At 70.3% G+C, this 22,761-nt stretch carries 23 protein-coding genes and 1 pseudogene; 12 read left to right on the plus strand and 12 right to left on the minus strand.

Annotation, left to right across the window (positions count from 1 at the left end):
* The first annotated feature begins 91 nt into the window (after positions 1-91).
* Both ACTWLT_RS28090 and ACTWLT_RS28095 read left to right on the plus strand, forming a co-directional pair.
* A complete protein-coding gene (locus ACTWLT_RS28090) occupies positions 92-1,075 on the plus strand; it encodes an NAD(P)-dependent alcohol dehydrogenase (protein ID WP_445320947.1) in 984 nt (327 codons plus the stop codon).
* 149 nt (positions 1,076-1,224) lie between these two features.
* Positions 1,225-2,220 carry a hypothetical protein gene (locus tag ACTWLT_RS28095; RefSeq protein ID WP_445320948.1) on the plus strand — a complete coding sequence of 332 codons (996 nt, stop codon included), beginning with the start codon at positions 1,225-1,227 and terminating at the stop codon, positions 2,218-2,220.
* Between the two features lie 86 nt (positions 2,221-2,306).
* On the opposite strand, the gene ACTWLT_RS28100 is transcribed toward ACTWLT_RS28095, so the two are convergent.
* Entirely contained in the window at positions 2,307-2,981 is a 675-nt protein-coding gene (locus ACTWLT_RS28100) for a winged helix-turn-helix transcriptional regulator (RefSeq protein ID WP_445320949.1), read from the minus strand.
* Positions 2,982-3,169: 188 nt separating this feature from the next.
* Here ACTWLT_RS28100 and ACTWLT_RS28105 point away from each other — a divergent pair, with 188 nt between their 5' ends.
* Positions 3,170-3,757, plus strand: coding sequence for a dihydrofolate reductase family protein (locus tag ACTWLT_RS28105; protein WP_445320950.1), 588 nt, complete (start codon positions 3,170-3,172; stop codon positions 3,755-3,757).
* A gap of 44 nt (positions 3,758-3,801) precedes the next feature.
* Here the strand turns inward: ACTWLT_RS28105 and ACTWLT_RS28110 are convergent, their stop codons facing one another.
* From ACTWLT_RS28110 to ACTWLT_RS28130, 5 genes are all read right to left on the minus strand, one after another.
* Complete coding sequence (locus ACTWLT_RS28110) at positions 3,802-4,512, minus strand: carbonic anhydrase (RefSeq protein WP_445320951.1); 711 nt, start codon at positions 4,510-4,512, stop codon at positions 3,802-3,804.
* A gap of 119 nt (positions 4,513-4,631) precedes the next feature.
* Complete coding sequence (locus ACTWLT_RS28115) at positions 4,632-5,006, minus strand: VOC family protein (RefSeq protein WP_445320952.1); 375 nt, start codon at positions 5,004-5,006, stop codon at positions 4,632-4,634.
* A 280-nt stretch (positions 5,007-5,286) separates the two neighbouring features.
* Positions 5,287-6,342: a glycoside hydrolase family 43 protein gene (locus ACTWLT_RS28120; RefSeq protein ID WP_445320953.1), complete on the minus strand. Its 1,056-nt coding sequence runs from the start codon at positions 6,340-6,342 to the stop codon at positions 5,287-5,289.
* A 138-nt stretch (positions 6,343-6,480) separates the two neighbouring features.
* Positions 6,481-8,523 carry an amylo-alpha-1,6-glucosidase gene (locus ACTWLT_RS28125; RefSeq protein ID WP_445320990.1) on the minus strand — a complete coding sequence of 681 codons (2,043 nt, stop codon included), beginning with the start codon at positions 8,521-8,523 and terminating at the stop codon, positions 6,481-6,483.
* A 5-nt stretch (positions 8,524-8,528) separates the two neighbouring features.
* Entirely contained in the window at positions 8,529-8,888 is a 360-nt protein-coding gene (locus tag ACTWLT_RS28130) for an SCP2 sterol-binding domain-containing protein (protein WP_252414858.1), read from the minus strand.
* A gap of 179 nt (positions 8,889-9,067) precedes the next feature.
* On the opposite strand from ACTWLT_RS28130, the gene ACTWLT_RS28135 reads away from it, so the two are divergent.
* The 4 genes from ACTWLT_RS28135 to ACTWLT_RS28150 all read left to right on the plus strand — a co-directional run bounded on the left by ACTWLT_RS28135 (position 9,068) and on the right by ACTWLT_RS28150 (position 11,985).
* A complete protein-coding gene (locus tag ACTWLT_RS28135; RefSeq protein WP_445320954.1) occupies positions 9,068-10,378 on the plus strand; it encodes an alpha/beta fold hydrolase in 1,311 nt (436 codons plus the stop codon).
* Between the two features lie 57 nt (positions 10,379-10,435).
* Complete coding sequence (locus ACTWLT_RS28140) at positions 10,436-10,936, plus strand: DUF6584 family protein (RefSeq protein ID WP_445320955.1); 501 nt, start codon at positions 10,436-10,438, stop codon at positions 10,934-10,936.
* 114 nt (positions 10,937-11,050) lie between these two features.
* Positions 11,051-11,413, plus strand: coding sequence for an SH3 domain-containing protein (locus ACTWLT_RS28145; protein WP_445320956.1), 363 nt, complete (start codon positions 11,051-11,053; stop codon positions 11,411-11,413).
* A 161-nt stretch (positions 11,414-11,574) separates the two neighbouring features.
* Positions 11,575-11,985: a VOC family protein gene (locus ACTWLT_RS28150; RefSeq protein WP_445320957.1), complete on the plus strand. Its 411-nt coding sequence runs from the start codon at positions 11,575-11,577 to the stop codon at positions 11,983-11,985.
* Between the two features lie 121 nt (positions 11,986-12,106).
* Here the strand turns inward: ACTWLT_RS28150 and ACTWLT_RS28155 are convergent, their stop codons facing one another.
* Positions 12,107-12,655 (minus strand): DUF1062 domain-containing protein, encoded by a 549-nt coding sequence (locus ACTWLT_RS28155; RefSeq protein WP_445320958.1) that lies wholly within the window; start codon positions 12,653-12,655, stop codon positions 12,107-12,109.
* A gap of 340 nt (positions 12,656-12,995) precedes the next feature.
* Between ACTWLT_RS28155 and ACTWLT_RS28160 the strand changes: the two genes are divergently transcribed.
* The gene (locus ACTWLT_RS28160; RefSeq protein ID WP_252414853.1) at positions 12,996-13,382 is read left to right on the plus strand and encodes a DUF2267 domain-containing protein; all 387 of its coding nucleotides are present in this window, start codon (positions 12,996-12,998) and stop codon (positions 13,380-13,382) included.
* A gap of 63 nt (positions 13,383-13,445) precedes the next feature.
* Here ACTWLT_RS28160 and ACTWLT_RS28165 read toward each other — a convergent pair whose 3' ends face one another.
* Positions 13,446-15,257, minus strand: coding sequence for a hypothetical protein (locus tag ACTWLT_RS28165; RefSeq protein ID WP_445320959.1), 1,812 nt, complete (start codon positions 15,255-15,257; stop codon positions 13,446-13,448).
* A gap of 172 nt (positions 15,258-15,429) precedes the next feature.
* On the opposite strand from ACTWLT_RS28165, the gene ACTWLT_RS28170 reads away from it, so the two are divergent.
* Positions 15,430-16,203, plus strand: coding sequence for a maleylpyruvate isomerase N-terminal domain-containing protein (locus tag ACTWLT_RS28170; protein WP_445320960.1), 774 nt, complete (start codon positions 15,430-15,432; stop codon positions 16,201-16,203).
* Positions 16,204-16,425: 222 nt separating this feature from the next.
* On the opposite strand, the pseudogene ACTWLT_RS28175 reads toward ACTWLT_RS28170, so the two are convergent.
* Positions 16,426-16,539: pseudogene (locus ACTWLT_RS28175) on the minus strand (helix-turn-helix domain-containing protein); the annotation flags it as partial.
* A gap of 276 nt (positions 16,540-16,815) precedes the next feature.
* Here ACTWLT_RS28175 and ACTWLT_RS28180 point away from each other — a divergent pair.
* A complete protein-coding gene (locus ACTWLT_RS28180; RefSeq protein ID WP_445320961.1) occupies positions 16,816-17,973 on the plus strand; it encodes a low temperature requirement protein A in 1,158 nt (385 codons plus the stop codon).
* A gap of 22 nt (positions 17,974-17,995) precedes the next feature.
* On the opposite strand, the gene ACTWLT_RS28185 is transcribed toward ACTWLT_RS28180, so the two are convergent.
* The gene (locus ACTWLT_RS28185; RefSeq protein WP_445320962.1) at positions 17,996-19,084 is read right to left on the minus strand and encodes a S66 peptidase family protein; all 1,089 of its coding nucleotides are present in this window, start codon (positions 19,082-19,084) and stop codon (positions 17,996-17,998) included.
* Between the two features lie 162 nt (positions 19,085-19,246).
* On the opposite strand from ACTWLT_RS28185, the gene ACTWLT_RS28190 reads away from it, so the two are divergent.
* Entirely contained in the window at positions 19,247-19,819 is a 573-nt protein-coding gene (locus ACTWLT_RS28190; protein ID WP_445320963.1) for a GNAT family N-acetyltransferase, read from the plus strand.
* A 25-nt stretch (positions 19,820-19,844) separates the two neighbouring features.
* Here the strand turns inward: ACTWLT_RS28190 and ACTWLT_RS28195 are convergent, their stop codons facing one another.
* Positions 19,845-21,323, minus strand: a complete 1,479-nt coding sequence (locus ACTWLT_RS28195; protein ID WP_445320964.1) for a glutamate-cysteine ligase family protein — start codon at positions 21,321-21,323, stop codon at positions 19,845-19,847.
* A gap of 182 nt (positions 21,324-21,505) precedes the next feature.
* On the opposite strand from ACTWLT_RS28195, the gene ACTWLT_RS28200 reads away from it, so the two are divergent.
* Positions 21,506-21,844 carry a DUF3817 domain-containing protein gene (locus tag ACTWLT_RS28200; RefSeq protein WP_252415077.1) on the plus strand — a complete coding sequence of 113 codons (339 nt, stop codon included), beginning with the start codon at positions 21,506-21,508 and terminating at the stop codon, positions 21,842-21,844.
* A gap of 24 nt (positions 21,845-21,868) precedes the next feature.
* On the opposite strand, the gene ACTWLT_RS28205 is transcribed toward ACTWLT_RS28200, so the two are convergent.
* On the minus strand, positions 21,869-22,729 hold the full coding sequence (locus tag ACTWLT_RS28205; protein WP_445320965.1) for an alpha/beta fold hydrolase: 861 nt from the start codon (positions 22,727-22,729) through the stop codon (positions 21,869-21,871).
* Positions 22,730-22,761 lie beyond the last annotated feature (32 nt).

Below are 22,761 nucleotides of genomic sequence, written 5' to 3' on the forward strand. Positions count from 1 at the left end.
GTGTTTGAACCCTAATCCCCTTGACAGGTGTACGCCGTACACCTACAGTCAAACCTCAAGGTGTACGCCGTACGCCTTGAGGGGAGGAGCAATGAGAGCCATCGTCCAGGACCGATACGGCCCGCCGGAAACCCTCACGATCGCGGCCGTCGAGGTGCCGGTGCCCGCCGCCGACCAGGTGCTCGTGCGGGTCGAGGCTGCCGCGCTCAACGCGTACGACTGGCACGCCATGCGTGGTGATCCCCGGGTGGCACGGTTGGCCATGGGCCGGTCGCGGCCCCGGGCGCGTATCCGCGGCCGCGACTTCGCTGGTCGGGTCGAGGCCGTCGGCGCCGACGTTCGACAGGTGCGCCCGGGTGACGCCGTCTTCGGCGACCTCGGCGACGCGAACGGGGCGTTCGCGGAGTACGTGTGCGTGTCCGAGACCCAGGTCGCAGCGAAGCCGGCGAACCTGACGCCGCAGCAGGCGGCTGCCCTTCCGCTGGCCGGCATCACCGCGCTCATGGGCCTGTGTGACGTCGGGCAGGTCAAGCCCGGCCACCGCGTTCTCATCAACGGCGCCTCCGGCGGCGTCGGCACCCTGGCCGTGCAACTGGCCAAAGCCTTCGGCGCGACCGTGACCGCCGTGTGCAGCACCCGCAACGTCGACCTGGTCCGCTCCCTCGGCGCCGACCACGTCGTCGACTACACCCGCGACGACTTCGCCCACGACACCCGCCGCCACGACGTCGTGTTCGACCTTGTCGGCAACCGCTCACTCGCCGCTCTCCGGCGGGTGCTGACCCCGACCGGGACGCTGGTGCTCTCCGGCGGCGGCGTGTACCGCGGCGGCAGCCTCCTCGGACCGATCGGGCTCATCGCGCGCGGGCGGCTGCTGGCACCCTTCGTCCGACAGCGCATCGTCGTCCTGACGACGGCGCCCAGCCGGCAGCACCTCGACACGCTCCGCGCCCACGCCGAAGCCGGCCGCCTCACCCCGGTCATCGACCGGACCTATCCGCTGCACGAGGTGCCCCAGGCGATGCGGTACCTCGAAGGTGAGCACGCGCGGGCGAAGGTGGTCATCACCCTCTGACCCCGCTGCCGCCTGGCGGGCGGGCCTCGCCAGTCGCGACAGGGGACGGAAGTCCGACGTTGAGGGGACTGCCGGCCCTCGGCTGGTCCAGCCTTGGATTTGGCTCACCGTGGGGGCGGGCCGTACACAAGGGACTGTGGAGGGTCGGCATGCTGATCATCGCTGAGGACAAGGCGACGTACCCACCGGACGGCCAGATCCCCAACCTGGAGACCGACGACAAGGCGTACGCCGAGATCGTGACGCGGATCAAGCCACTCCTGCCCGCCGACTTCGAGGAACAGGTCGTGGGCAGGCTGACCACCTGGTCGGCGAGCAACCTGCTGCGCGACCAGAGCTTCGCCACCTGGGCCGAAGCCGTCGCCGCCGCGACGAAGTACGCGCAGGGCGAGCTCACAAGCGCCACCGACACCCAACGGCAGCGTGACAAGGCCCTCGACGGCGACGACCGGGCGAAGCTCAACGCGGCTGTGGGGAGCACGGGTCGGACCGACGACCCGCACATCACGCTGCGCGACAAGAGCCGCAGGTGGGCCAACTGTGGCATGGCCGCGTTCCAGATCCGCGAGCAGTTGCACAACAAGGGCGGCGAACCCGTTCGCCGGTCCGCCCACACCTACGGGACGGGTGAGGGTGCGGTGCTCCAGCAGGCTCTGCTCGTCCAGCCCGTCAGCGCGGAGACCGTTCTGCTGCTCGACTGTCAGTTCCCCCAGGTGCACAACTTCCTGATCGAGGTGCACCACGACGGGTCGCGCTACCTCGCCCAGGGCTACCAGGGCACCTACTTCGCCCACTGGTGGCTCGGGCTGGACAACAGTTACTCCGGAGAGCCCAGTGCCGAGATCATCGATCTGCGCAAGCGGTACGGGTTGGGTAAGAGAATCAGTTCATCGGAGTACGCGACCCTGCTCGACGGTCTGGCAAGGTCCATCTCCTCCGACTGGCAGGAGACCGCGAACCAGTGGCGGAAGCTGCCGTTCAACCCGGACCAGCAGGAGATCGACGGAATCAGGCGACGGGCCGAATCGCCGACGTGCATGGTGGAGGTGTTCGAGCTGCGCAAGCCGGCGGTGGCTCGCGCGGCGCTCGGCGGCGGCGACGTCTCGCTCAGCGAGTTGGCGACCCGAGGGCTGGCAACCGACTGACCGGCGCGGGTCGGTCGGGGATGGGACGCAGTCGGGCCCCTCAGCGGGGGTCCTGTCGTCGGCCGGCCCGCACACCCACCCGAACGTCAGGGCGTGGATGGCTGAGGTGCGGGTGCGAACGGGGCCAGGAGAAGGTCGGTGAGCCGCCGCTTGGCGTGCTCGTCACCGCTCAGGAGCAGCGTGCCCGAGTCCTGTGCCACCGCCATGGTGACCTGGTGGAGACAGACGGCCCGGAGGGTGTCGACGTCGGTGGTGAGGGTCGCATCGGGCTCGGGCGCTGTGCCGCGACGGAGCTGGACCGAGTCGTCGGCGACCTCGGCGAGGTACGTGTCGGGGTCGATGTGGAACTCGTAGACGCCGCGTAGGTCAGCGGCTCGCGCCGGGTCGAAGGCGGCCTTGATGCTCAGCAGCAGGGAGTCGATGCCGAGGTCGCCTTCGGGCAACTGCGGGGACTGGCTTCCCCAACGCCCGAACTGTAGGAGGACGGGCTCCAGGCCGCGGCCCCATTCGGTGAGGTCGTAGAGGTGGACCCGCGTCGGCGGCCCCAGGTCCCGCCGTTGCACGACACCGTGCTCGGTCAGCTCGCGCAGCCGCTGGCTCAGCACGTTCGGGCTCACTCCCGGTAGGCCAGCGAGCAGGTCGTTGAAACGCCTGGGGCCGAGCAGGAGGTTGCGTACCACCAGCAGCGCCCACCGCTCACCGATGATGTCCAGTCCACGCGCGACACCGCACGGATCCCCATAGCTACGCGTCCCGCCCACGATCTCCACACTACATGACTCCTAATTCAGGAGTGCCACTTGTTCTGTAGGAGTTGACCCTCTAGCTTGGCTCTCATGAGCCTGCTCAGCGCCCGTCCGCGCGGCGCTCGGGGGCGGTCAGAGGCCAACACAGCCGAGGCGGACCGACCGCGGCGCCGAGGACCAACGCAACAAGCCGGAGGACGAAGATGCGCAAGATTGTCGTGTCGATGTGGACCAGCCTCGACGGATTCGTCGCCGGCCCCGACGACGAGATGGACTGGCTGCTGGTCGACGACCAACTTCAGAGGTACGAGCGGGATCTGGTGGACGACGCCGGCAGCCTGATGCTGGGCCGGATCACGCACTCCGACTTCGCCGGCTACTGGCCGCTGGCCGCCCAGAACCCTGACGAACCGGACGCCGTCCGAGGGTATGCCCAGCGAGTCGACGCCTTGGAAAAGATCGTCGTCTCCGCCTCAGGAAACATCGCAACCTGGAGGAACACCCGGAGACTCACGCACCTCGACCCCGACGAGATCACCGACCTCAAGCGGGGGTCCGGCGGCGACATCGTGGTCTACGGCAGCCTCGCGGTGATCCGGTCCCTTGCCGATCTTCGGCTCATCGACGAGATCCACCTCCTGGTGCATCCCGTGTACCTGCGCCGAGGCAAGGCGTTGTTCGACGGCGGTCAACCACCCGTACGACTGGAGCTGGTGTCCGCCGAGCCCTTCGCCTCCGGTGTGGTCCTCCTGAAGTACCACCCGGTCGACGACATCCCAACCGCGTCCTGAGTCCCCTGGCCGCTCGTACCATCCGAGCGGCCAGGGGATGCTCGTCACGCCACCAGCGAGACCCGCCCGTTGTCCAGGTCGTACCGGGCGCCCACCACCCGCAGGGCACCCTCGTGCACCTTCTCCGCGATGATCGGGCTGCGCGCGGAGAGCGCCGCCACCTGCGCCGCGATGTTCGCCCGGACACCGTTCTCCACCGGGTCGCCGGGCTGGTTCAGCACCGGCTCGACGATCGGGCGCAGGCTGTCCACGATGGTGCCGATGTGCCCGGGCGCCGAGGCGCCGCTGTGGATGGCGTCGATGGTGGCGGTGATCGCGCCGCAGCGCTCGTGGCCGAGGACGACGATCAGCAGGCTGCCGAACTCCTCCACGGCGAACTCGACGCTGCCCAGCAGCAGGTCGTCGACGATGTTCCCGGCCACCCGGTTGTCGAACAGGTCACCCAGCCCCTGGTCGAAGAGCACCTCGGGGGCCACCCGGGAGTCCGCGCAGCCGACGGTGATGGCGAACGGGTGCTGGCCGGCGGCGAGCCGGTGCAGGTCGTCCAGGCCCTGGTGGGGGTGCCGACCGTGGCCGGTGGTGAACCGCCGGTTGCCGGCGAGCAGTCGGCGCAGCGCTTCGGCGGGCGTACCGACAGGGTTGTCGGCCGGCGCGGCGGCGGCCGCGGACGAGCTCGCCGCGGAGGCGCCGAGCGCGACGGCGGCGGCGCCACCGACGGCCAACAGCGAACGGCGGGACAACTGGGAACGTGCCACGATGATCTCCCCTAGGGTGAGGCAACTCGCTACTTCCTACCAGCCCGCCGTCCACATGGGTGACTCGTCCCTCGCCGATACCAACCCTCGGCCGGGGGTGTAGTCGGTGCCCGAGACTGTTACAGGTACGGGCGCGTGATGATCTCGATGGCGTGCCCCGCCGGGTCCATGAAGTAGAACCCGCGCCCGCCGTGCTCGGTGTTGGTCTCACCCTCCCGCTTCATCTGCGGGTCGGCCCAGTACGTGATGCCGCGACCATCGATGCGCCCCAGGCACCGTGCGAACAGCTCATCGTCGACGAGGAATGCGTAGTGCTGCATCTGGATGTCCACCGGCGGCTCGGCGAACTGGAGCAGCACGCCCTCGTCGAGCAGGACGTTGACGAACGGTCCCCACGAGGGAGCCTCCGGCAGCTCGAACAGCTCCCGGTAGAACGCGGCCGACGCGTTCCTGTCCTTCGTGGCGATGATGGTGTGGTTGAACGTGACTGTCATGCGTCTCGTCTTTCCGATCGATCCGAAGACCCGACCGGACGTTTGCGGCGCTCACCAACCGCACCGATGACAAGCCCCGAGGGCACGGACGCCCCGGACTCCGCGCGAGACACACGTACGTCGTGTTGATCTCGGCGTGGCGGCTGAAGTAGCCACAATCTCCGGGGGGTAGGCCCATCTGGGGCGCGACGAAAGGCTAACACGGCAGGTGGGCGCACGATCGTGTGTCGGTCAGCGGACAGTCCAGCAGGCGGTGAGGGCGGCAGTAGCCTCGGGCCGATTACTCGAAGAACTTGATGCTGAATCCGGTGTCGGTCGTCGGGCCGGGCACGTTGGCGCGGCGGTAGGTGGTGTTGCCCCACCAGCAGAACGTGCCGGTGTACCAGTACCGGTTCTCCCACGAGTACGGGGTGCCCTTCGGTACGGCGTGGAACATCAGCGGGAACCTCGGCCCGGCGGGCGGGCTCGTGGCGATGTCGCCGTTGAGCAGCACGAAACTGTGGTGACCGGGTCCGTTAACGTGCAGCGTGGGGTCCCAGCCGGCCATCATGGTGGCCCGGTTCGACCCGAACAGGCAGCCGTTGGACTTGTACCAGTCCCACACGTAGGTCGGGTCGCCGCCGGCCCGCAGTCGCAGGTCGGCGATGCAGTACTGGTCGCTCCAGCTCCCGTTGGCGGAGTAGACGATGTGGAGCTGCCCGTTCGGGTCCCGGATCGCCTCGGGTGCCTCGTTGATGAACGGGTTGCCGACGACGCGTTCCCAGCTCTCCCTCGGCTGGGAGATGATGAACCGGTTGCCCGTCGGGGTGAGCGGGTCGCTCATGCGGCTGAGGTAGATGTTCTGCTCGACGTTGGTGTCGCCGGCCCATCCCGACCAGACGAACCACCGCTGCCCGTTGAAGGTGAACAGGCTGCCGTCGATGGCCCACTTGCCGCCGGGCAGCGCGAGCTGCCTCTCGGCCGTGTAGCCGCTGGCCGGTGACGTCGAGCTGATCGCGTACATGCGGTGCGCGGCGCCGCGTCCGGCCGAGAAGTAGATGTAGTAGCGGCCGCCGTCGGTGACGACCTCCGGGGCCCAGACCTCGCCCAGGTTGCGGGTGTCCGTCCACACCTGCCGCGCCGGTGCGGCGGCCAGCCCGTCGGTCGACGACGCCTGGCGCACGGCGATGCCGCCGTTGAGCGACTGGACGGAGATGTAGGTGCCGCCGACGCGGATCACGCTCGGGTCGGCGGCCCGCAGGCTGGTCTGCCCGGCGACCGCCGGCCCGGCGCCGGCGATGGACAACCCGAGGGCGAGTACGGCGGTCAGTACGGCGGAGAGGAGTCTCGTGGTCACGGTGGTGGTTCCCTTCTCAGCGTGCGGCTGGAGGGCATCGTTCTCATCGATGACCGTCGAACTCCTGTTTAGGCCCCCGTGTGGAAGCTGTCAATGGGCTGCCGGGCCCGCCTGGCCGCGGGCTCGTGGACCGGCGGCCTACGGCTGGTCGGGGCGGCGGCGGGCGAAGGCGTCGACCTTGCCCCAGCGGCCGGGGATGTCCAGCAGCGCGATCCGTGCGAAGCCGGACGGCAGTGCCGGGTCCACGGCGAGGTGGTCCTCGTGCGGGTTGATGCCGAGCATGGTCCGCAGGAGCAGCATCGTCGCCCCGCTGGACCACGCCTGTGGGCTGCCGGCGGTCGGGTACCGGACCGGGTAGCGGGTGGTGCGGCGGTCGAAACCACCGAAAGCCTCGGGCAGGCGCCCCTGGAAGTACGTGGCCGCGTACAGGATGCCCTCCGCGACGCGGCCCGCCTCACTGGCGAACCCGTACCGGCGCAGGCCCCAGGCGATGAACGAGTTGTCGAAGGGCCACACGGTGCCGTTGTGGTAGCCGAGCGGGTTGTAGCGGCTCTGCCCCTCGGCGAAGGTACGGACCCCCCAGCCGGAGAAGAGCGCCGGACCCATGAGGTGATCGACGATCCGCTGGGCCCGTTCCGGCGGCACGATGCCGCTCCACAGCAGGTGCCCGATGTTCGAGGACAGGCTGTCGACGGGAGTGCCCTCGCCGTCGAGTGCGAGGGCGTAGTAGCCGCGGTCGTCGAGCCAGAAGTCCTCGTTGAAGCGGTCGTACAACGCCGCCGCCTCGCGTTCCAACCGGTCGGCGTAAATGGGGTCGCCCCAGAACGTACGGGCCAGCCGCGCCCCTCGGATCTTGGCGTCGTAGGCGTACCCCTGTATCTCGCAGGTGGCGCGCGGGAACGTCGGCAACCGTCCGTCGGCGAAGGAGATGCTGTCCCAGGAGTCCTTCCAGCACTGGTTCTCCAGGCCGGTGGTGCGGTTGCGGCTCTCGTACCAGATGTAGCCGGTGGACCTCAGGTCCGCGTACCGGTCGATCCACGTCAGGGCCGCGCGGGCCTCCTGCTCCAACTCCATCACCAGCGCAGCGTCGCCGCTCCACCGCTCGTACTCGTCGAGCAGCACCACGAACAGCGGTGAGGCGTCCGCCGTGCCGTAGTAGGGGGAGTGCGGCTGTTCCTCGAACGCGGCCGACTCGCCGTAGCGCAACTCGTGCAGGATCCGGCCGGGATCCTCGTCCAGCACGTTGTCGGTCCGGGCGCCCTGGAGTGAGGCGAGGATCCGCAGTGTCGGCGGGGTCAGCGACGGTGTGACGGGCAGGGTCTGCAGGCAGGTCAGCAGGCTGTCCCGGCCGAACAGGGTCATGAACCAGGGCAGCCCGGCCGCGGGCACGCTCGCGCCGCGAAGCGAGAGCGGAGCGAAGCGCAGCGCCGCCAGGTCCACCAGGCTGCGGTGGTAGACCTGCTGGAGAGCGACGCTCTCGGTGTCCAGTTTCGGGGCCTCCGCGACCCAGGCTTCCACGCTGTCGGGCAGGGTGGACTCGTGCGGACGTAGCGCCCGTAGGGGGGCCCGGAAGTCGACGCCGTCCGGGCGCAGCGCACGCATGACCGCCTGCAACCGGGTGGACCACTGCTCCCCGGGCCGTAGCCGCGCCGTGAACCGCAGCCCGTGCGGGTCGAAGGTGGCCGGCTCGCTCGCCGTCACGGAAACCTCGCGCCGGTACGTGCCGCGGCGGTAGCCCAGCCGCAACTCGTTGCCGTCGACGTGGGTGTAGTGACTGCCGACCTTGTCGTGGATGTCGAACTTGATCTCGAAGATGTCGGCGAAGTCGGTCGCCACCTCGAGCCGCACGTCGAGATCGACGTCCTGCTGACCGTAGTTGAAGATCGTCAGCGACTCGGTCAGGTCCGGGCCGATACGTCGCCGCCGGATCGCCGACACGTCAGCCTGCACGTAGTCGACCGCCCCACCCGGCACCAGGAAGAACGTCACCTCGTAGTACTGGCTGTCGTCCACCGACAGCGCGGCCAACCGTTCACCGTTGATGGTGAGCACCCAGTGGGACAGGAAACGTGTGTCGGCGGCGAACAGCCCGACCGGGGTGCTGCTCGCCGACTCCACGTCGCCGCTGGCCTCGGACACCATGAAGGTGTTGCCGTCGATGCACGACACTGTGCCGGGGATGTCCCTCATGACTGCTTCTCGCTGCCGGCGTCGGCCTGCTCCGGCGCTCGGGGGAACAGGCGCCCGATGCGCAGCGCCATGGCGAGGTCACCGTCGACCTGGATCTCACCTCGGAGGATCGCGGCCAGGCCGTTCACCTCGCCCCGAGCCATCGCCTCCGCGAACGGAGCGGACACCGTGATGACGGTCCCGGCGGGATCGCCGCTCCGCGTCACGCGCATCCGGCCATGATCGATCATCAGGAGCCACTGCTCCACGCGGTCGCCGTCCCGGATGTCGAATCGCACGCTCCCACAGATCTTGCTGAACCGCGGGTCCTGGCCGGCGACCGTCAACCGCTCGAAGAAGGCACTGGTCGCCGTCATCCGACCTCTCCCGGCGCTGGTAGGGGCGCCTGCCGGCTACCCACTGCACGCGCCGGTTAACTCCGTGCGGCCGCCTTCCGTGACGGGTCGCCACCTCGGCCGGGCCGGCCCCGGCTGTCACGTACCGTGGCGGCGACGCTCAGAGATGCCGCACCTCAGGACTACCCGGGAAGGGAACCGTGCCGACCTACCGCCACCCAGGCACCGTCATCACCGACCACCGCTTCGGCGTACCGCTGGACCACGCGGACCCGGCCGGCGAGCAGATCGAGGTGTACGCCCGGGAGGTCGTGGCCGCCGGCAAGGAGCGCGAGTCGCTGCCCTGGCTGCTCTTCCTGCAGGGCGGCCCCGGCGGCCGGTCACCGCGCCCGGTGGGCCGGGACGCCTGGCTGGACCGCGCGCTGGACGACTACCGGGTGCTGCTGCTGGACCAGCGCGGTACCGGCCGTTCCACCCCCGCCGACCGTCACACGCTGCCGCTGCGCGGAGACGCGGCCGCGCAGGCCCGCTACCTGGCGCACTTCCGGGCCGACTCGATCGTCCGGGACTGCGAGCTGATCCGCCGCGAACTCCTCGGCGCGGACGGCCGGTGGAGCCTGCTCGGCCAGAGCTTCGGCGGCTTCTGCACCCTCACCTACCTGTCGTACGCGCCCGAGGGCGTCCGCGAGGCCTTCGTGACCGGCGGCCTCCCCGGCCTGCGCAGCACCGCGCAGGACGTCTACCGGGCCGCGTACCCGCGCGTGCGGCGCAAGGTCGAGGCGCACTACGCGCGCTACCCGCAGGACGTCGAGACCGTCCGCGCCGTGGTGCGGCACCTGCGGGAGCGGGAGGTGCGGCTGCCCGGCGGCGGGTCGCTGACCGCCGAGGCGTTCCAGGCCATCGGCACCACGCTGGGCACCGGCAACGGTACGCACACACTGCACTACCTGCTCGAAGACGCCTTCCTGCCCGGGATGCCCGACGGCCAGCTCTCCGACACGTTCCTCGCCGAGGTGCAGAGCCAGCTCTCGTACGCGAACCGCCCGCTCTACGCCCTGCTGCACGAGCCGATCTACGGCCAGCGGTCGGTCACGCCGGAGGCCACCGGCTGGGCGGCCGAGACCGTCCGCGCCGAGTTCCCGCAGTTCGACGTCGACCGGGCGCTGGCGGACGACGGACCGGTGCTGCTGACCGGCGAGATGATCTACCCGTGGATGTTCGCCACCGATCCGGCGCTGGCACCGCTACGCGAGACGGCGGAGCTGCTGGCGCGGCGTGCGGAGTGGCCGGACCTGTACGACCCGCAGCAGCTCGCCCGCAACGAGGTGCCGGTGGTCGCCGCCGTCTACCACGACGACATGTACGTCGACACCGACGACTCGTTGGCCACGGCACGATCGGTGCGCGGCCTGCGCACCTGGGTCACCAACGAGTACGAGCACGACGGCCTGCGGGTCAGCGGCGGCCACGTCCTCGACCGACTGATCCGCCTGGCCCACGACGAGACGTGAGGGTGGCCGCCGGAATTGAGCTTTCCGTCCGGCCGGGGGCCGCTGAGAATGACCGCCATGGCGAAAGATCACGTGCTCGCGAAGGTGGATCTCGACCTGCGGCGGGGGCACGTCCACCCGGCCATGCAGCGCCTGGCGAGCCTGACGGCCGCGTACCCCGACGACCTGGACCTGCGGGCGCGGCGTGCCGCGCTGTACCGGCAGGTCGGCAACGTGGTCGAGGCCGGGCGGTGGGGATTCCTCGGCGAGGACGCCACCGCGGAGGAGATCGGCGCGTTCGAGAGGGCCCACCCGGATGCCTGGCGGCGCCTGCTCGTGCTGAAGGTCAACGCCGAGCCCACCGACCGGCTCGGGCCGGTGGCACGCGCGCGCTTCGGTCGCCTGGTCGAGCAGGCCGGACGGGAAGACCGGGTCGCCTGGACGGAGACCGGCCCCCGTCCCCGGTCGCCCGACGGGTGGCGCGACGCCCTGCCCTGCCTGGTGGCAGCGCTGATCGGCCTGGTCGTCCTGGCCCTGGCCGTGCTCGGGCTGGTCACCGTGATCCGGTGGGCGCTCTAGCCAGGTGATGGGCCCGGCGCTGTCGTAGCGGCCCGATGTCGACGAGAAGCGAGAGGGTTGAGCACATCCATCGATATAGGCTGGGCTGACAGTCACCTTTGTGGAGGGAGACCGATGACCACGCGACGAATGAGTGCTCGGCTGGCAGGTATCGCGCTGCTCGCGGCGGCGGTGACCTACGTGGTGCCCGCGACACCGGCGTCGGCGGCCTGTGGGCAGGGCTGGTCGGACCGAAGCAGCCGTACAGCCGTGGTGACGGCAGACGGTGTCCGATACCGCACCGGGCCGCACACGTCCTGCACCGCCTATGGCCAGGTGAATCGTGGCGTGACGGCGTACCTGGACTGCGCCACGCGCGGCGACACGGTCAACGGCATCGCCGTCTGGTGGCACGTGCGCTTCAGCACCGGTGGGTCCGGCTTCATCAGCGGGGCGTACCTCAACCCGTGGGTCCAGTACACCACCGAGAACTGCTGATCGGCCGATCGGCCGGGACCAGGGCTCGCACTCGCGACGAACGACCTGGTCCCGGTCGATCGACGGTTCGGACGTGGGTCCGATCTTCGCGGCCCGGTAGGTTCTCGCCGCTCGGGCCTGTCCCAAAGCCGGCTCATATGATCCCGTGGCAAGATCGCGGGATGCTACGACTAACCGACTTCATCATCGATTGCCCGGACACGATGAAGCTGGCAGCCTTCTACTCCGAGGTGACGGGGCTCCCGGTCAAGGAGGGCAGCAACGAGAACTGGGCCGGTATCCAGTTCGGCGAGATCGAACTGGCCTTCATCCAGGTGGAGGACTACCGCGCCCCGCAGTGGCCCGACAGCGAGCACCCCAAGCAGTTCCACCTCGACTTCGAAGTCGACGACATCGAGGCCGAACAGCGCCGTCTCCTTGCCCTCGGCGCGACCCTGCAGCGGGACTGCATCGGCCCCGACGGCTACGGCTTCCGTGTCTACGCCGACCCCATTGGCCACCCCTTCTGCCTCTGCCGCAACAAGGGTGTCACCTGGACCGATCAGGGCCCCATCTGGCCCAAGCGCGACTAGGGCTCGTTTCGGAAGTGCTGGCCGGCCTGCGCCGGGCTCGGCTCGACCGACACTTCCGGAACAAGTCCCACGGGCCTGCCCGGCGGATCACGCCGGACAGGCCCGTGGCCCCGAGGAGGGGTCAGCGCTTGAGCGTGAAGGTGAAGTCGCCGGAGAGCTTGCCGCTCAGCCGGACTGCGGAAACAAGTTTCTCCTCCGCGATCAGTCGATCGACCTCGGCCCTCGAAAGAGCGCAGCCTTCGGCAATCAGTCGCACCGGGCGGACAGGGATCCGCGCCGCGAAGCGGACCGTAACGTCGACCACCTCGCGGTCCAGGTGATCCGTTCCGCCGGTGTCGAGACGCCAGGCGTTGTCCCAGTCGAGAGCGATGCGATTACGGCGCTGCACGGCTGGATCCTGGAGCAGTTCGGCTGTCAGGCCAGGGTCGTTGTCGTGCAGCCGGTCCAGCAGTTCGGGTCGTATGGAGCGCACAGTCATCCGTTCGAGGACCGTCAGTTTTGCGGTTTCCCCGCAGGCGGTACAGAGCGCGAGGAGCCAGACGTCGATGAGCTTGTGGTTGGCGTTGACGCGAAACTTGCCGCTTGCCCTGAAGCGTTCGGACGCGCACGCGTGGCATCGGCGGCGGACGAGAGGCAGGCGGGTGGGCACGACCATCCAGTTTTTGAGCACAGGGGTACACCGGTTTCAGTGAGAAGTCCGCAGCAAGAAGGGGCGCGGCGCACATGGGCGACGCGCGACAGATCAGCGCTCGGGAGGTCTCACAGGGTGTACAACGGCACGTCCCTCACTCGACGGCGTGGTTCGCAGCACGGTAGTGGCGCACATCGACGCCGCGCCACTGGTTTGGGGCAGACGGCCGAGCCGGGCCGACGAGTGACCTCGTTTGCGCCCAGAGAGCCTGGGAACTCGCCTGGCTCACCGCGAGAGGAAGGCCGCACGGTGACGTGGTCCCGGTTGGCAGGCAGACCGCCGGGCCGGTTCGGGCTCGACGCGTCGGAAGGAGCGGGTCATGGAGTACGACCAGTTGATCGCGACGGTACGGCAGCGCGCGGGCCTCGGCGAGAACGAGGCCGTGCGGTCCGTACAGGCTGTCCTGTCGGTGCTCGGCGAACGGCTCGCCGGACGGGAGGCCGACCACCTGGCGGCTCAGCTACCGGAGCGGCTGAACGCGTCCGTCACCCGTAATCCGCAGGGCCGCCGGTGGGACGTCGGCGATTTCCTGCGCCACGTGGGCGACCGGGAGCAGTGCGCGGACGCGGACGCGGTGCGTCAGCACGCCCAGGCGGTGTTGCGCACCGTCGCCGAGGCGCTCGACGACGACGAGCGTCACGACCTGTTCGCCCAACTTCCCGGCGGCATCACCGATCTCTTCGGGGTACCCACCCCACGCGGTTGAGCATCGCCCGCAGATACGACCGGCCGGACGGCGAACACGTGACCGAAGCAGGCCAGCGTGCGCTCAGGTCTTGCGGACCGCGCTCGTGAAGCCGGCGATGAAGAGGGTGGCGAAGCTCCAGGCGAGCAGCTGCAGGATCCAGCCGGCGATGGTCAGGGCCTGGCCGGCGGGCGTGTCGGTGGGTTGGCAGCGGTCCCGGGCGCCGGTCTTGAGCAGTGGGGTGCCGAGGTCGAGGCCGACGCCGATCCGGTCGATGGTGGTGCAGGTGGTGGCTGCTCCGTTGGTCGCCGGCTTCTGCGCCAGGCCGCCGTGGTGGCCGCCGAGGACGCCGAGGGTGACTGCGATCGCCAGTGTGGCGAGGAGCAGGAGCAGGGCCCGCCAGGGCTGGTAGCCGTAGCCGAGGGTGCTGCCGATGAGGCGACCCCAGGCCCGCTCGGAGGCGGTCAGCCCGGCGCGCCGGATCTGGTCGCGGCGTTGGGCGATGAGGATCGTGCGGGCGTCGCGGTCGTGACCGGCGGCGCGGTACGCGGCGGCGAGGTGCTGGTAGGGCTGCGCGCTGTAACGAGGCGTGTGGTCGCGCAACAGTGTCAGCCAACCCCGCAGTGCCGCCGGCCGGGGCAGCCCGCTGTAGGTGAGCCCGTCCAACTCGATCAGCGGTCCCGGGTCCGGCGCCGTGCGCGTCACCAGATCGGTGTCGAGGCGGAGAGTCCCACCGATCCTCGCTCCGGCCAGCACCAGCACGACCACCTCCTCACCGCTGCTGGTGGCGCTGAAACCGTCATCCAGGAGCACGTCCTGGTCGACACGAAGGCCGTTCAGGTCGAGGGCGGGACCCGTCGTGTTCTCCAGGCGCGCCCCACCGCAGGCCAGGAGTCCGCCGATGTGGGCGCCGGACAGGCCGACGCCGCCCCACTCGCTGGCGCTGCTGGCGGTGAAACCGCGGTCCAGGGCCACGTCCCGGTCAACGGTGAGGCCGTCGGCGTCGCAGACCGGTCCGGCGGTGTTCGTCAGTCGCGCACCGCCCGCGCTCAACGAGCCGATGTGCGCGCCGAGCAGCCGGATGGTGCCCTGCTCGCTGGCGCTGGTGGCGACGAAGCCATTCGACAGCAGCACGTTCTGGTCGACGCGGAGATTGTCGGCGTTGAGTGCCGGGCCGACGGTGTTCTCCAACCGTGCCCCACCGCAGTTGAGCTGGCCGCCGATGTGGGCGCCGAGCAGCCGGATGGTGCCCCGCACGTTGGGGCTGGTGGCGGTGAACCCGTCATTCAGGAACACGCTCTGGTCGACCTGGAGGCCGTCGGCGTCCAGTGCAGGTCCGGTGCTGTTCTCCAACCGCGCTCCGCGGCAGTCCAACGTGCCGACGCGTGCGGCGGCGAGACGAACGGTGCCGGTGACGGCGTCAGCGGTGACGGTGCTTGTCCTGAGCGACATCACCCACGCGACACAGCGTGTGGCATCGAGTGCCGTATCAGCCGAATCGGACACTTGCTCGATGCGGCATCCGGTCAGGGCAACCACTGACAGTCGGGCATTGCGAAGGTTCACGCCGTTGGGCAGCAGGCAGTCGCGCAGCTCCAGCGCAAGATCGCTGGTGATGTTCTCCAGATCGATCTGGCCGACGATCCGCGCGCCGCGCAGCCGCAGGCCGTGTGGGTCGGGCTCGCTGACCAGCCGGCCGCGGACCAGCTCACGGATGACCGAAGCCGAGATCACGCGGTCATCGCCCCAGGACCGCATCGCTGCCTCGTCGACCGGATCGTCACCGGCCAGGTCGAGCACCGTGCCGTGGGCGACGGACTCGATCAGCCGCTGCTCCAACGGACTCTGCGTTGCACGGTTCGCATCCCGCACCCGCTGGGCGCCCACAGACGTCATGGCAACCATCATCAACGAAAGGTGCGCCGAGCGGTCGGTGCAGCCAGTCTGCTTGGACATCAGTGCGCGGAGTTTCAGGACGGCTTCGGCGCCGGCGCTCCGCCCGGCTGTCGACGCGTTCGTCCGACAAATTCGCTACCCGGCGGCCGGAGCGCAGTGATACACAACCGAGGTGCACAACACTTTGGAGTTCCCCGAGGTCCTGCGGCTGATCGAAGACCGCTCGGCCGCGTTCCGCGCCGCGATCGCGTCCGCCCCCGACCTTGACGTCCAGGTCCCGACCTGCCCGGACTGGACGCTGCGCGAACTGGCGCAGCACCTCGGCGACGGCCGCCGCCGCCAGGCCGCCATCATCGCGGCGGGCCCGGGCGCTGAGCCCCCGGCGAGGACGGACCCAAAGGGCGCCCCGACCGCGCCCCGCGACCGCGAAGCCCTGGACGCCTGGCTCGCCGAGTCGACCGAGCTCATGCTCGACGCGATGCGCGAGGCCGGCCCGGACCGAGGCTGCTGGACCTGGTGGGGCCGCTCGCAGGCCCCGGAGACCAGCGGAGCCGTGGCCCGGCACCAGATCCAGGAGCTGGCCGTCCACACCTACGACGCCCAGCTCACCCAGGGGGCCGCACAGCCGCTGCCGACGGACGTCGCGGTCGAGGGCGTCGACGAGTTCCTGACGACCGTCTCGGCGACGACCGTCCCCTGGCCGTTCAAGCCGGCGACCATCGACCTGCACGCGACCGAGGGCCGCTCCTGGCGCCTGACCCTCAATGCCGACGGCGTCCGCTGCGACGACCTCGCCGCCGACGCGGAGCCGGGCGACATGGTGATGCGAGGCGCAGCGAGCGAACTGGTCCTCTACTTCTACGAGCGCGTCCCGCTCGACGGCCTGGAAACCACCGGCGACACCGAGCCGATGGAGCAGCTCGCAGAATGGGACCCGAACGCGTAGAACGCGCATTTGTGACGCATCTGTCGGTTGTGAGCGCTCCTGCGGGCGCCACTGGGCCCGGGGTTGGCGCAGGGCCTCGCGGCCGATGCGGATCACCCGGCCGTGCACCTCGCGCAGGTAGGCGAGCAGTTTGCGGATGGACCAGCGGGTGAAGGCTGGCTGAGCTTGGTCGGGCGGGTGGTGGCCGTCTGGACGACGAAGTCCTTCAGGGCTGCGCAGGCGGGGTCGGCATCCCGCCCACCGAGGGTCCAGGCAGGCCGGGCCGATCTGGTTGAACCGGTGGATCACGTCCCGCACCGTGTCCTCGTCGGCCTGCACCAACTGGGCGATCACTGGAACTCGGTTGCCGCCGCCAACCCGGTAACGTTCCGATCAGGGCACTAGGCAGAACGGGATCGGCCCCTTCCGGTGACCCTGTTGTCATTCCGCCGTGGCGTCTCGATCTCCGCGGTTAACCTCGCCTCGTCGGGGCGGGGGGACGGTCGGAGGCAGGTTGGTGGTGAAGCTCGTGGAGCCGGCGGGCGGTGAGTCGTCGGCACCGCCGACAACTACGGTGCCACCTGCCCTCGGCTGGTGACGCAGTCGATGCGACCAGCATCAGGCGGCAGGGGCGTGACCTGGGAAGAACTCTTCTTCGATCTCGCCTTCGTCTTCGCCCTCACCCAGTTCTCCGAGCAGTTGCACGAGGACCACAGCTGGTTCGGTACCGGTCGGGCACTGATCCTCTTCGTCCCGGTCTACTGGGCCTGGGGCGGCGTGGTGCTCTACACCAACCAACGCGACATGCGGTCGCTGCTGGACCGCGTCGGCATCATCACGCTCGGGCTCGTCAGCCTCCTGATGGCCCTGACGATTCCCCGGGCCTACGACGACTACGGCCTGCTCTTCGTCGCCATCTACGTTGCCGGCCGGGTGCTGCTGACCGGTCTGGCCCTGCGCCATCTCCCCTCCTGGCGGCGCCTTCTCGTCGGCCCCTACGGAGTCTTCCTGCTCACCGGACCGCTGCTGCTGGCGGGCGCCCTCGTGCAGGGCGCCGCCCGGGTCGCCCTCTGGGCCGTCGCCGCCACCGTCGACCTGCTGAGCCCCTGGGTGGCGCGTCACCTTGTCGCGCAGAGCAGGGTGCAGGCCGCGCACTTCACCCACCGCTACGGACTGCTGATCATCCTCGTGTTCGGCGAGTCCCTGATCCAGGTCGGGGCGGTGGCCGCCCACGAACGCCTGACCTTCGCACGGTTCATCGCCATCGCTGCCGCCTACGCCCTGGTCAGCATCCTCTGGTACGCCTACTTCGGCTACGGCCTGTCCGACTTCCGGCGGGCCCTGGAGCAGGCCCCGGACCAGCCCGACCTGCGCCGCACGGTCCTCGTCTACGGCCACCTGCTCTTCAGCTTCGGGATCATCACCATCGCCGTCAGTCTGGTCGAAATGGTTCCCGCGCCACTCGACGTACTGCCGTCCCGGGAGGCGATGCTCCTCGCCGGCGGCTGCGCGTTGTTCCTGTTGACCTTCGCCTACGCGTACTGGCGAATCCACCGCACGATCGCCTGGCGTCGGGTCGGTGCGGGCGCGGCCTGCCTGCTTCTGGTGCCGCTGGCCACGCTGATTCCTGCCCTCGTCGCGGTCGCGTCCCTGATCCTGGTCATCGCCGTGATGGTCGTGGCCGAGGAACTGGTCATGCGACGTCAGGGCGGGGACATGGCCCGCGCAATGGGCGAGGTCAGCGCCGATGATCCGACGGACCAGGGACCGGCCACCGAGCCGGACGCCTGACCAACCTTCTGGTCGCGCGCGGCTAGCGCGGACCGACTCCGGCCTGCACCGTGAGCGTCCCCGCCTCGGCGTCGATCGTGGCGCGTGAACCGAGCGGAACGGTGAGCTGACCGTTGCCGTGGCCCAGTCGGAGCCCACCGAGGACCGGCACGCCGAGGTCGTAGAGGCGGTCCTTCAGCACCGCTGCGGCATCCCATTCGTCGGGTCCGCCGACGCTGTTGGTGATCTGGCCGATGACCACCCCGGCGACCCGGGACAGCACGCCCACCCGGCGCAGCTCGGTCAGCATCCGGTCGATGCTGTACGGCGCCTCGTCCACGTCCTCGAAGAACAGGATGGCCTTGTCGAACGTCGGGGCGTCGGCGGCGCCCAGCGATGTGGAGATCAGCGTGAGGCAGCCGCCGAGCAGGGGACCCGTCGCCCGCCCCGGCACCAGCACGGGGGCGGCCGTCTCGGCGGGATCCCGGGTGATGGTGACGGGTGCCGTCGTCATCACGGCCTGGCGCAGCGCCTCGGCCGACTCCGGGCCGGTGCGGCTGTCGTTCCAGTTGACCATCGGGCCGTAGAAGGTGACCAGCCCGGTCTCGCGCCAGAGCCTGCCGTGGATGCTGGTGATGTCACTGAACCCGACGACCACCCGGGGATCGCGGCGGATGCCGGCCACGTTGATCCGGTCGACGATCCGCTGCGTGCCGTAGCCGCCACGGGCGGCGAAGACACCCCGGATCCCGGGGTCGTTGAACGCGGCGTTCAGGTCCGCCAACCGCTGCGCGTCGGTGCCGGCCAGGTAGCCGTACCTGGCGAAGACGTGCGCGCCCAGCTCGACCTCCAGGCCCCAGCTCCGCAGGATCTCGATGCCTCGGGCCATGTTCGCGGGGTTGGGAGTGCCACCGGGCGACACGACCCGAACCCGGTCACCGGGTGCCAGCGCCGGTGCCCGCAACACCCGCTTCGGGCCAGGCGCCGCGGCCTGCGCCGCCTCGGACGTGCCGACGAGCAACGCGCCGCCGGCGGTCGCCGCGCCGGCACGCAGCACGTGCCGTCGGGACAGGGCGCCGTTGACGGACCTCGGGGTCGGGGCGCGGTCTGTTCCGGAAGTCTCCACAGACATCCCTCCATCGTCATCGATGTCGGAGCGAGCCCAGCCTACGACAAACATCGATGCGACCGGGGGTCCACAAGGGACAGGGTGGAACGCTGTCCACGCCGCCGACGCGGAGCGCCGAACCCGCGCTAGCCGCCGTCGCGCCGACCGGGCGGCTACCGTGTCGAGATGGAGCCTGGTGGCACGTCGACACCCCTGACGGACGACCTCACCGTTCGACTGCGGCCGGTCGCCGAGCCCGACCTGGCGATGTTCCGGCGGTTCTGCACCGAGCCGGGGTTGATCGGGCTGGACTGGTCCGGTTTCCGCGATGCGGCGGCGCCGGCGCGGCGGTTCGCCGTCGACGGCTGGCTCGGCACGGACGACGGACGGCTCGTCGTGGAGGTCGAGCCGGAGCGGGGCGGGGCCGGCATCGTCAGCTACCAGGCGGGGCGCTACAGCGGCATGGCGTCGTACTGGGAGATCGGGATCGTGTTGCTGCCGGCGTGGCGCGGGCGTGGCATCGGGTGGCGGGCACAGGCGCTGCTCTGCGACTACCTGTTCCAGCACAGCCCGGCGCAGCGCATCCAGGCCGGCACCCACCCGGAGAACGTCGCCGAGCAGCGGTCCCTGGAGAAGGCCGGCTTCCAGCTTGAGGGCGTCGTCCGGGCCTGCGAGTTCCGGGCCGGCGCCTGGCGCGACGGGTACCTCTACAGCAGGTTGCGCGACGACCCGTCGCCGTGGGACCGACCGGGGGAGTGACGGCGGCTCAGGGGCCCCGGCCGGGTCAGGGGATGGGCCACTCGTGCACCGGCCGGTTGCTGTGCATCAGCGTCACGTAGTGACGGACCACCTCGCGCAGCGCCGCCGGCCGGTCCAGGTGGTCGGCCGTCTCCAGGCGGTGCAGCGTCTCCACCTGCCAGCTCGCGCCGTTGCGGCCCGTCAGGCAGCGCTGCTCGATGATGCCGAGCAGCCGGTCGCGCTCGGCCGGATCCAGCCCCCACCGGTCCAGGCCGTGGTGCGCCAGCGGTAGCAGCCGGCGCAGCACCAGCTCGGTCGCTGGCAGGTAGCCGAGGCCGGGCCAGAAGACCTGGGCGTCGATGCCGTACCGGGCGCAGCTCGTGAAGTTCTCCTCGGCGGCGCTGAACGACATCTGCGACCACAGTGGCCGGTCCGACTCGGCAAGGGCCCGCACCAGCCCGAAGTAGAAGGCGCCGTTGGCGATCGTGTCCAGCACGGTGGGGCCCGCGGGCAGCACGCGGTTCTCCACCCGCAGGTGCGGCCGGCCGCGCGACACGTCGTACACGGGCCGGTTCCACCGGTAGATGGTGCCGTTGTGCAGCCGCAGCTCGGCGAGGTTGGGCACCTCGCCGGCAGCCAGGGCCTGCGCCGGGTCCTCCGGGTCGCAGACCGGCAGCAGCGCCGGGAAGTAGCGGACGTTCTCCTCGAACAGGTCGAACACGCTGGTGATCCAGCGTTCGCCGAACCAGACCCGCGGCCGTACGCCCTGCGCCTTGATCTCCTCAGACCGGGTGTCGGTGGCCTGCTGGAACAGCGGGATGCGGGTCTCGCGCCACAGCTCCCGGCCGAAGAGCAGCGGCGAGTTCGCGCCGAGCGCGACCTGGAGGCCGGCGACCGCCTGGGCGGCGTTCCAGTAGTCGGCGAACTGGGCCGGGCTGACCTGGAGGTGGAACTGCGTGCTGGTGCAGGCCGCCTCCGGGGTGATCGTGTCGGCGGTGACAGCCAACCGTTCCACCCCGCTGATGGCGATCGGCAGATCCTCGCCCCGGGCGGCGAAGATCTGCTCGTTGAGCAGCTTGTAACGGGGATTCGCCGAGAGCGTCTCGGCGGTCAGGTGCTCCGGGCGCAACGTCGGCAGGATGCCGATCATGACCATGTGCGCGCCGATCGCCCGGGCCTTCTCCTCGGCGGCGTTGAGGCTGGCCCGCACGTCCTCCTCGAAGTCGGCGGTGCCGGTGCCGGTCAGCCGCCGCGGCGGCACGTTGATCTCGATGTTGAACTGGCCCAGCTCGGTCTGGAAGCTCGGGTCGGCGATGGCCGCCAGCACGTCGGCGTTGCGCATCGCCGGATTCGACTCCTGGTCGACCAGGTTCAGCTCGATCTCCAGCCCGCTCATCGGCCGGTCGATGTCGAACCGCGACTCGCGCAGCATCTCGGCGAAGACATCCAGGCAGCTGCGGACCTTCTCCCGGTAGCGGGCCCGGTCCTCACGACTGAAGGTCCGTACGCCGACATCCTCGCCCATGGTCACCACCCTGTCACCGCTGGTCTCCCTAACCTCGCACGTGTCCGGCGGATGGGAAAGACCCGATGGTCTATTCCTACCCAGCAGCGGGCCCGGTGATCCCTGTCGCGTCCGTGTGGTCCGCTCCGGGGGCGGCCGGCCCGCACGGATAGCATGGCGGGCCGAGAGGTGGTGGCGTGGGTATGCGCGAGAAGGTGACCGGGCTCTTCGTCGCGGCGGCGATCGCCGAGGCGTGCTCCTGGCTGGCCCTACTGGTCGGCATGGCCGTCAAGTACGGCCCGCCGGACAACGAGATCGGCGTCAAGATCTTCGGCCCGATCCACGGCGGCCTGTTCGTCGCGTACGTCCTGCTGGTGCTGGCGGTGGCCCGGCTGCACCGGTGGAGCTTGCTGGCCACGGTGGTCGCGCTGGCCTGCGCGGTGCCGCCGTTCGCCACCCTGGCCTACGAGCGCTGGGCCCGCCGCCGGGGCATGCTCGGCACCGACCGTCGACCGGCGCCCGAGCCCGCCCCGGTCGGCTGACCCGCCACCGGTCGGGCTGACCGGTCAGTCGGCGAGGAAGTCGCCGAGGACGGCGGCCAGTGCCTCCGGCGCCTCCTCGGCCATGTGGTGACCCGAGTCGACCGACGCGGCCCGCACGTCGTCGGCCCACTCCCGCCAGATCGCCGCCGGGTCGCCGTGCAGCTCCACCATGTCGTCGCGTTCGGACCACACGAACAGCACCGGGCACTCGATCTTCCGCCCGGCGGCGCGGTCCGCGTCGTCGGCCGCCCGGTCCGGCCCCAGGCCGGCGCGGTAGTCCTCGCACATCGCGTGCACCGTCGCCGGGTCGTGGATCGCCCGGGAGTAGTCCGCGTACGCCTCCTCGCCCATCTCGGCGGCGGAACCGCCGTACCAGGCGTCCGGGTCCGCGTTGATCACCCGTTCCGCTGGCTTGTCGGTCTGGCCCAGGAAGAACCAGTGCCACCAGCGGGCGGCGAACCGGGCGTCGCACGTGTCCAGGGCCACGCCGATCGGGATCCCGTCGAGCACGCCGAGCCGACTGACCCGGTCCGGGTGGTCCAGCGCGGTGCGCATCGCCGCGTACGCGCCCCGGTCGTGGCCGACCACCGCGGCCCGCCGGTGGCCGAGCGCGTCGAGCAGCGCGACCACGTCGCGCGCCATCGCCCGCTTGGCGTACGCGGAGTGGTCGGCGGTCTCCGCCGGCTTGGACGAGCCGCCGTAGCCGCGCAGGTCGGGGCAGATGACGGTGTGCCGCTCGGCGAGCAGCGGTGCCACCCGGTGCCAGGTGGCGTGGGTGCGGGGGTGGCCGTGCAGCAGCACCACCGGCGAACCCGACCCGCCGTGGCGTACCCGCAGGCGTACCGGGCCGACGTCGATCTCCTCTAGCGTGAATCCGGGAAACATGCCGGTGCCGGTGCCCGCCGTGCCGAGCCGGG

Source organism: Micromonospora yongxingensis (assembly GCF_052601155.1).

What these genes read in the sequence shown, in the direction of transcription:
- ACTWLT_RS28090 (WP_445320947.1), top strand. Translation starts at nt 92, where the DNA reads ATGAGAGCCATCGTCCAGGACCGATACGGCCCGCCGGAAACCCTCACG.
- ACTWLT_RS28095 (WP_445320948.1), top strand. Translation starts at nt 1,225, where the DNA reads ATGCTGATCATCGCTGAGGACAAGGCGACGTACCCACCGGACGGCCAG.
- ACTWLT_RS28105 (WP_445320950.1), top strand. Translation starts at nt 3,170, where the DNA reads ATGCGCAAGATTGTCGTGTCGATGTGGACCAGCCTCGACGGATTCGTC.
- ACTWLT_RS28115 (WP_445320952.1), bottom strand. Translation starts at nt 5,006, where the DNA reads ATGACAGTCACGTTCAACCACACCATCATCGCCACGAAGGACAGGAAC.
- ACTWLT_RS28130 (WP_252414858.1), bottom strand. Translation starts at nt 8,888, where the DNA reads ATGACGGCGACCAGTGCCTTCTTCGAGCGGTTGACGGTCGCCGGCCAG.
- ACTWLT_RS28140 (WP_445320955.1), top strand. Translation starts at nt 10,436, where the DNA reads ATGGCGAAAGATCACGTGCTCGCGAAGGTGGATCTCGACCTGCGGCGG.
- ACTWLT_RS28145 (WP_445320956.1), top strand. Translation starts at nt 11,051, where the DNA reads ATGACCACGCGACGAATGAGTGCTCGGCTGGCAGGTATCGCGCTGCTC.
- ACTWLT_RS28150 (WP_445320957.1), top strand. Translation starts at nt 11,575, where the DNA reads ATGCTACGACTAACCGACTTCATCATCGATTGCCCGGACACGATGAAG.
- ACTWLT_RS28160 (WP_252414853.1), top strand. Translation starts at nt 12,996, where the DNA reads ATGGAGTACGACCAGTTGATCGCGACGGTACGGCAGCGCGCGGGCCTC.
- ACTWLT_RS28165 (WP_445320959.1), bottom strand. Translation starts at nt 15,257, where the DNA reads ATGACGTCTGTGGGCGCCCAGCGGGTGCGGGATGCGAACCGTGCAACG.
- ACTWLT_RS28185 (WP_445320962.1), bottom strand. Translation starts at nt 19,084, where the DNA reads ATGTCTGTGGAGACTTCCGGAACAGACCGCGCCCCGACCCCGAGGTCC.
- ACTWLT_RS28190 (WP_445320963.1), top strand. Translation starts at nt 19,247, where the DNA reads ATGGAGCCTGGTGGCACGTCGACACCCCTGACGGACGACCTCACCGTT.
- ACTWLT_RS28195 (WP_445320964.1), bottom strand. Translation starts at nt 21,323, where the DNA reads ATGGGCGAGGATGTCGGCGTACGGACCTTCAGTCGTGAGGACCGGGCC.
- ACTWLT_RS28200 (WP_252415077.1), top strand. Translation starts at nt 21,506, where the DNA reads ATGCGCGAGAAGGTGACCGGGCTCTTCGTCGCGGCGGCGATCGCCGAG.
- ACTWLT_RS28205 (WP_445320965.1), bottom strand. Translation starts at nt 22,729, where the DNA reads ATGTTTCCCGGATTCACGCTAGAGGAGATCGACGTCGGCCCGGTACGC.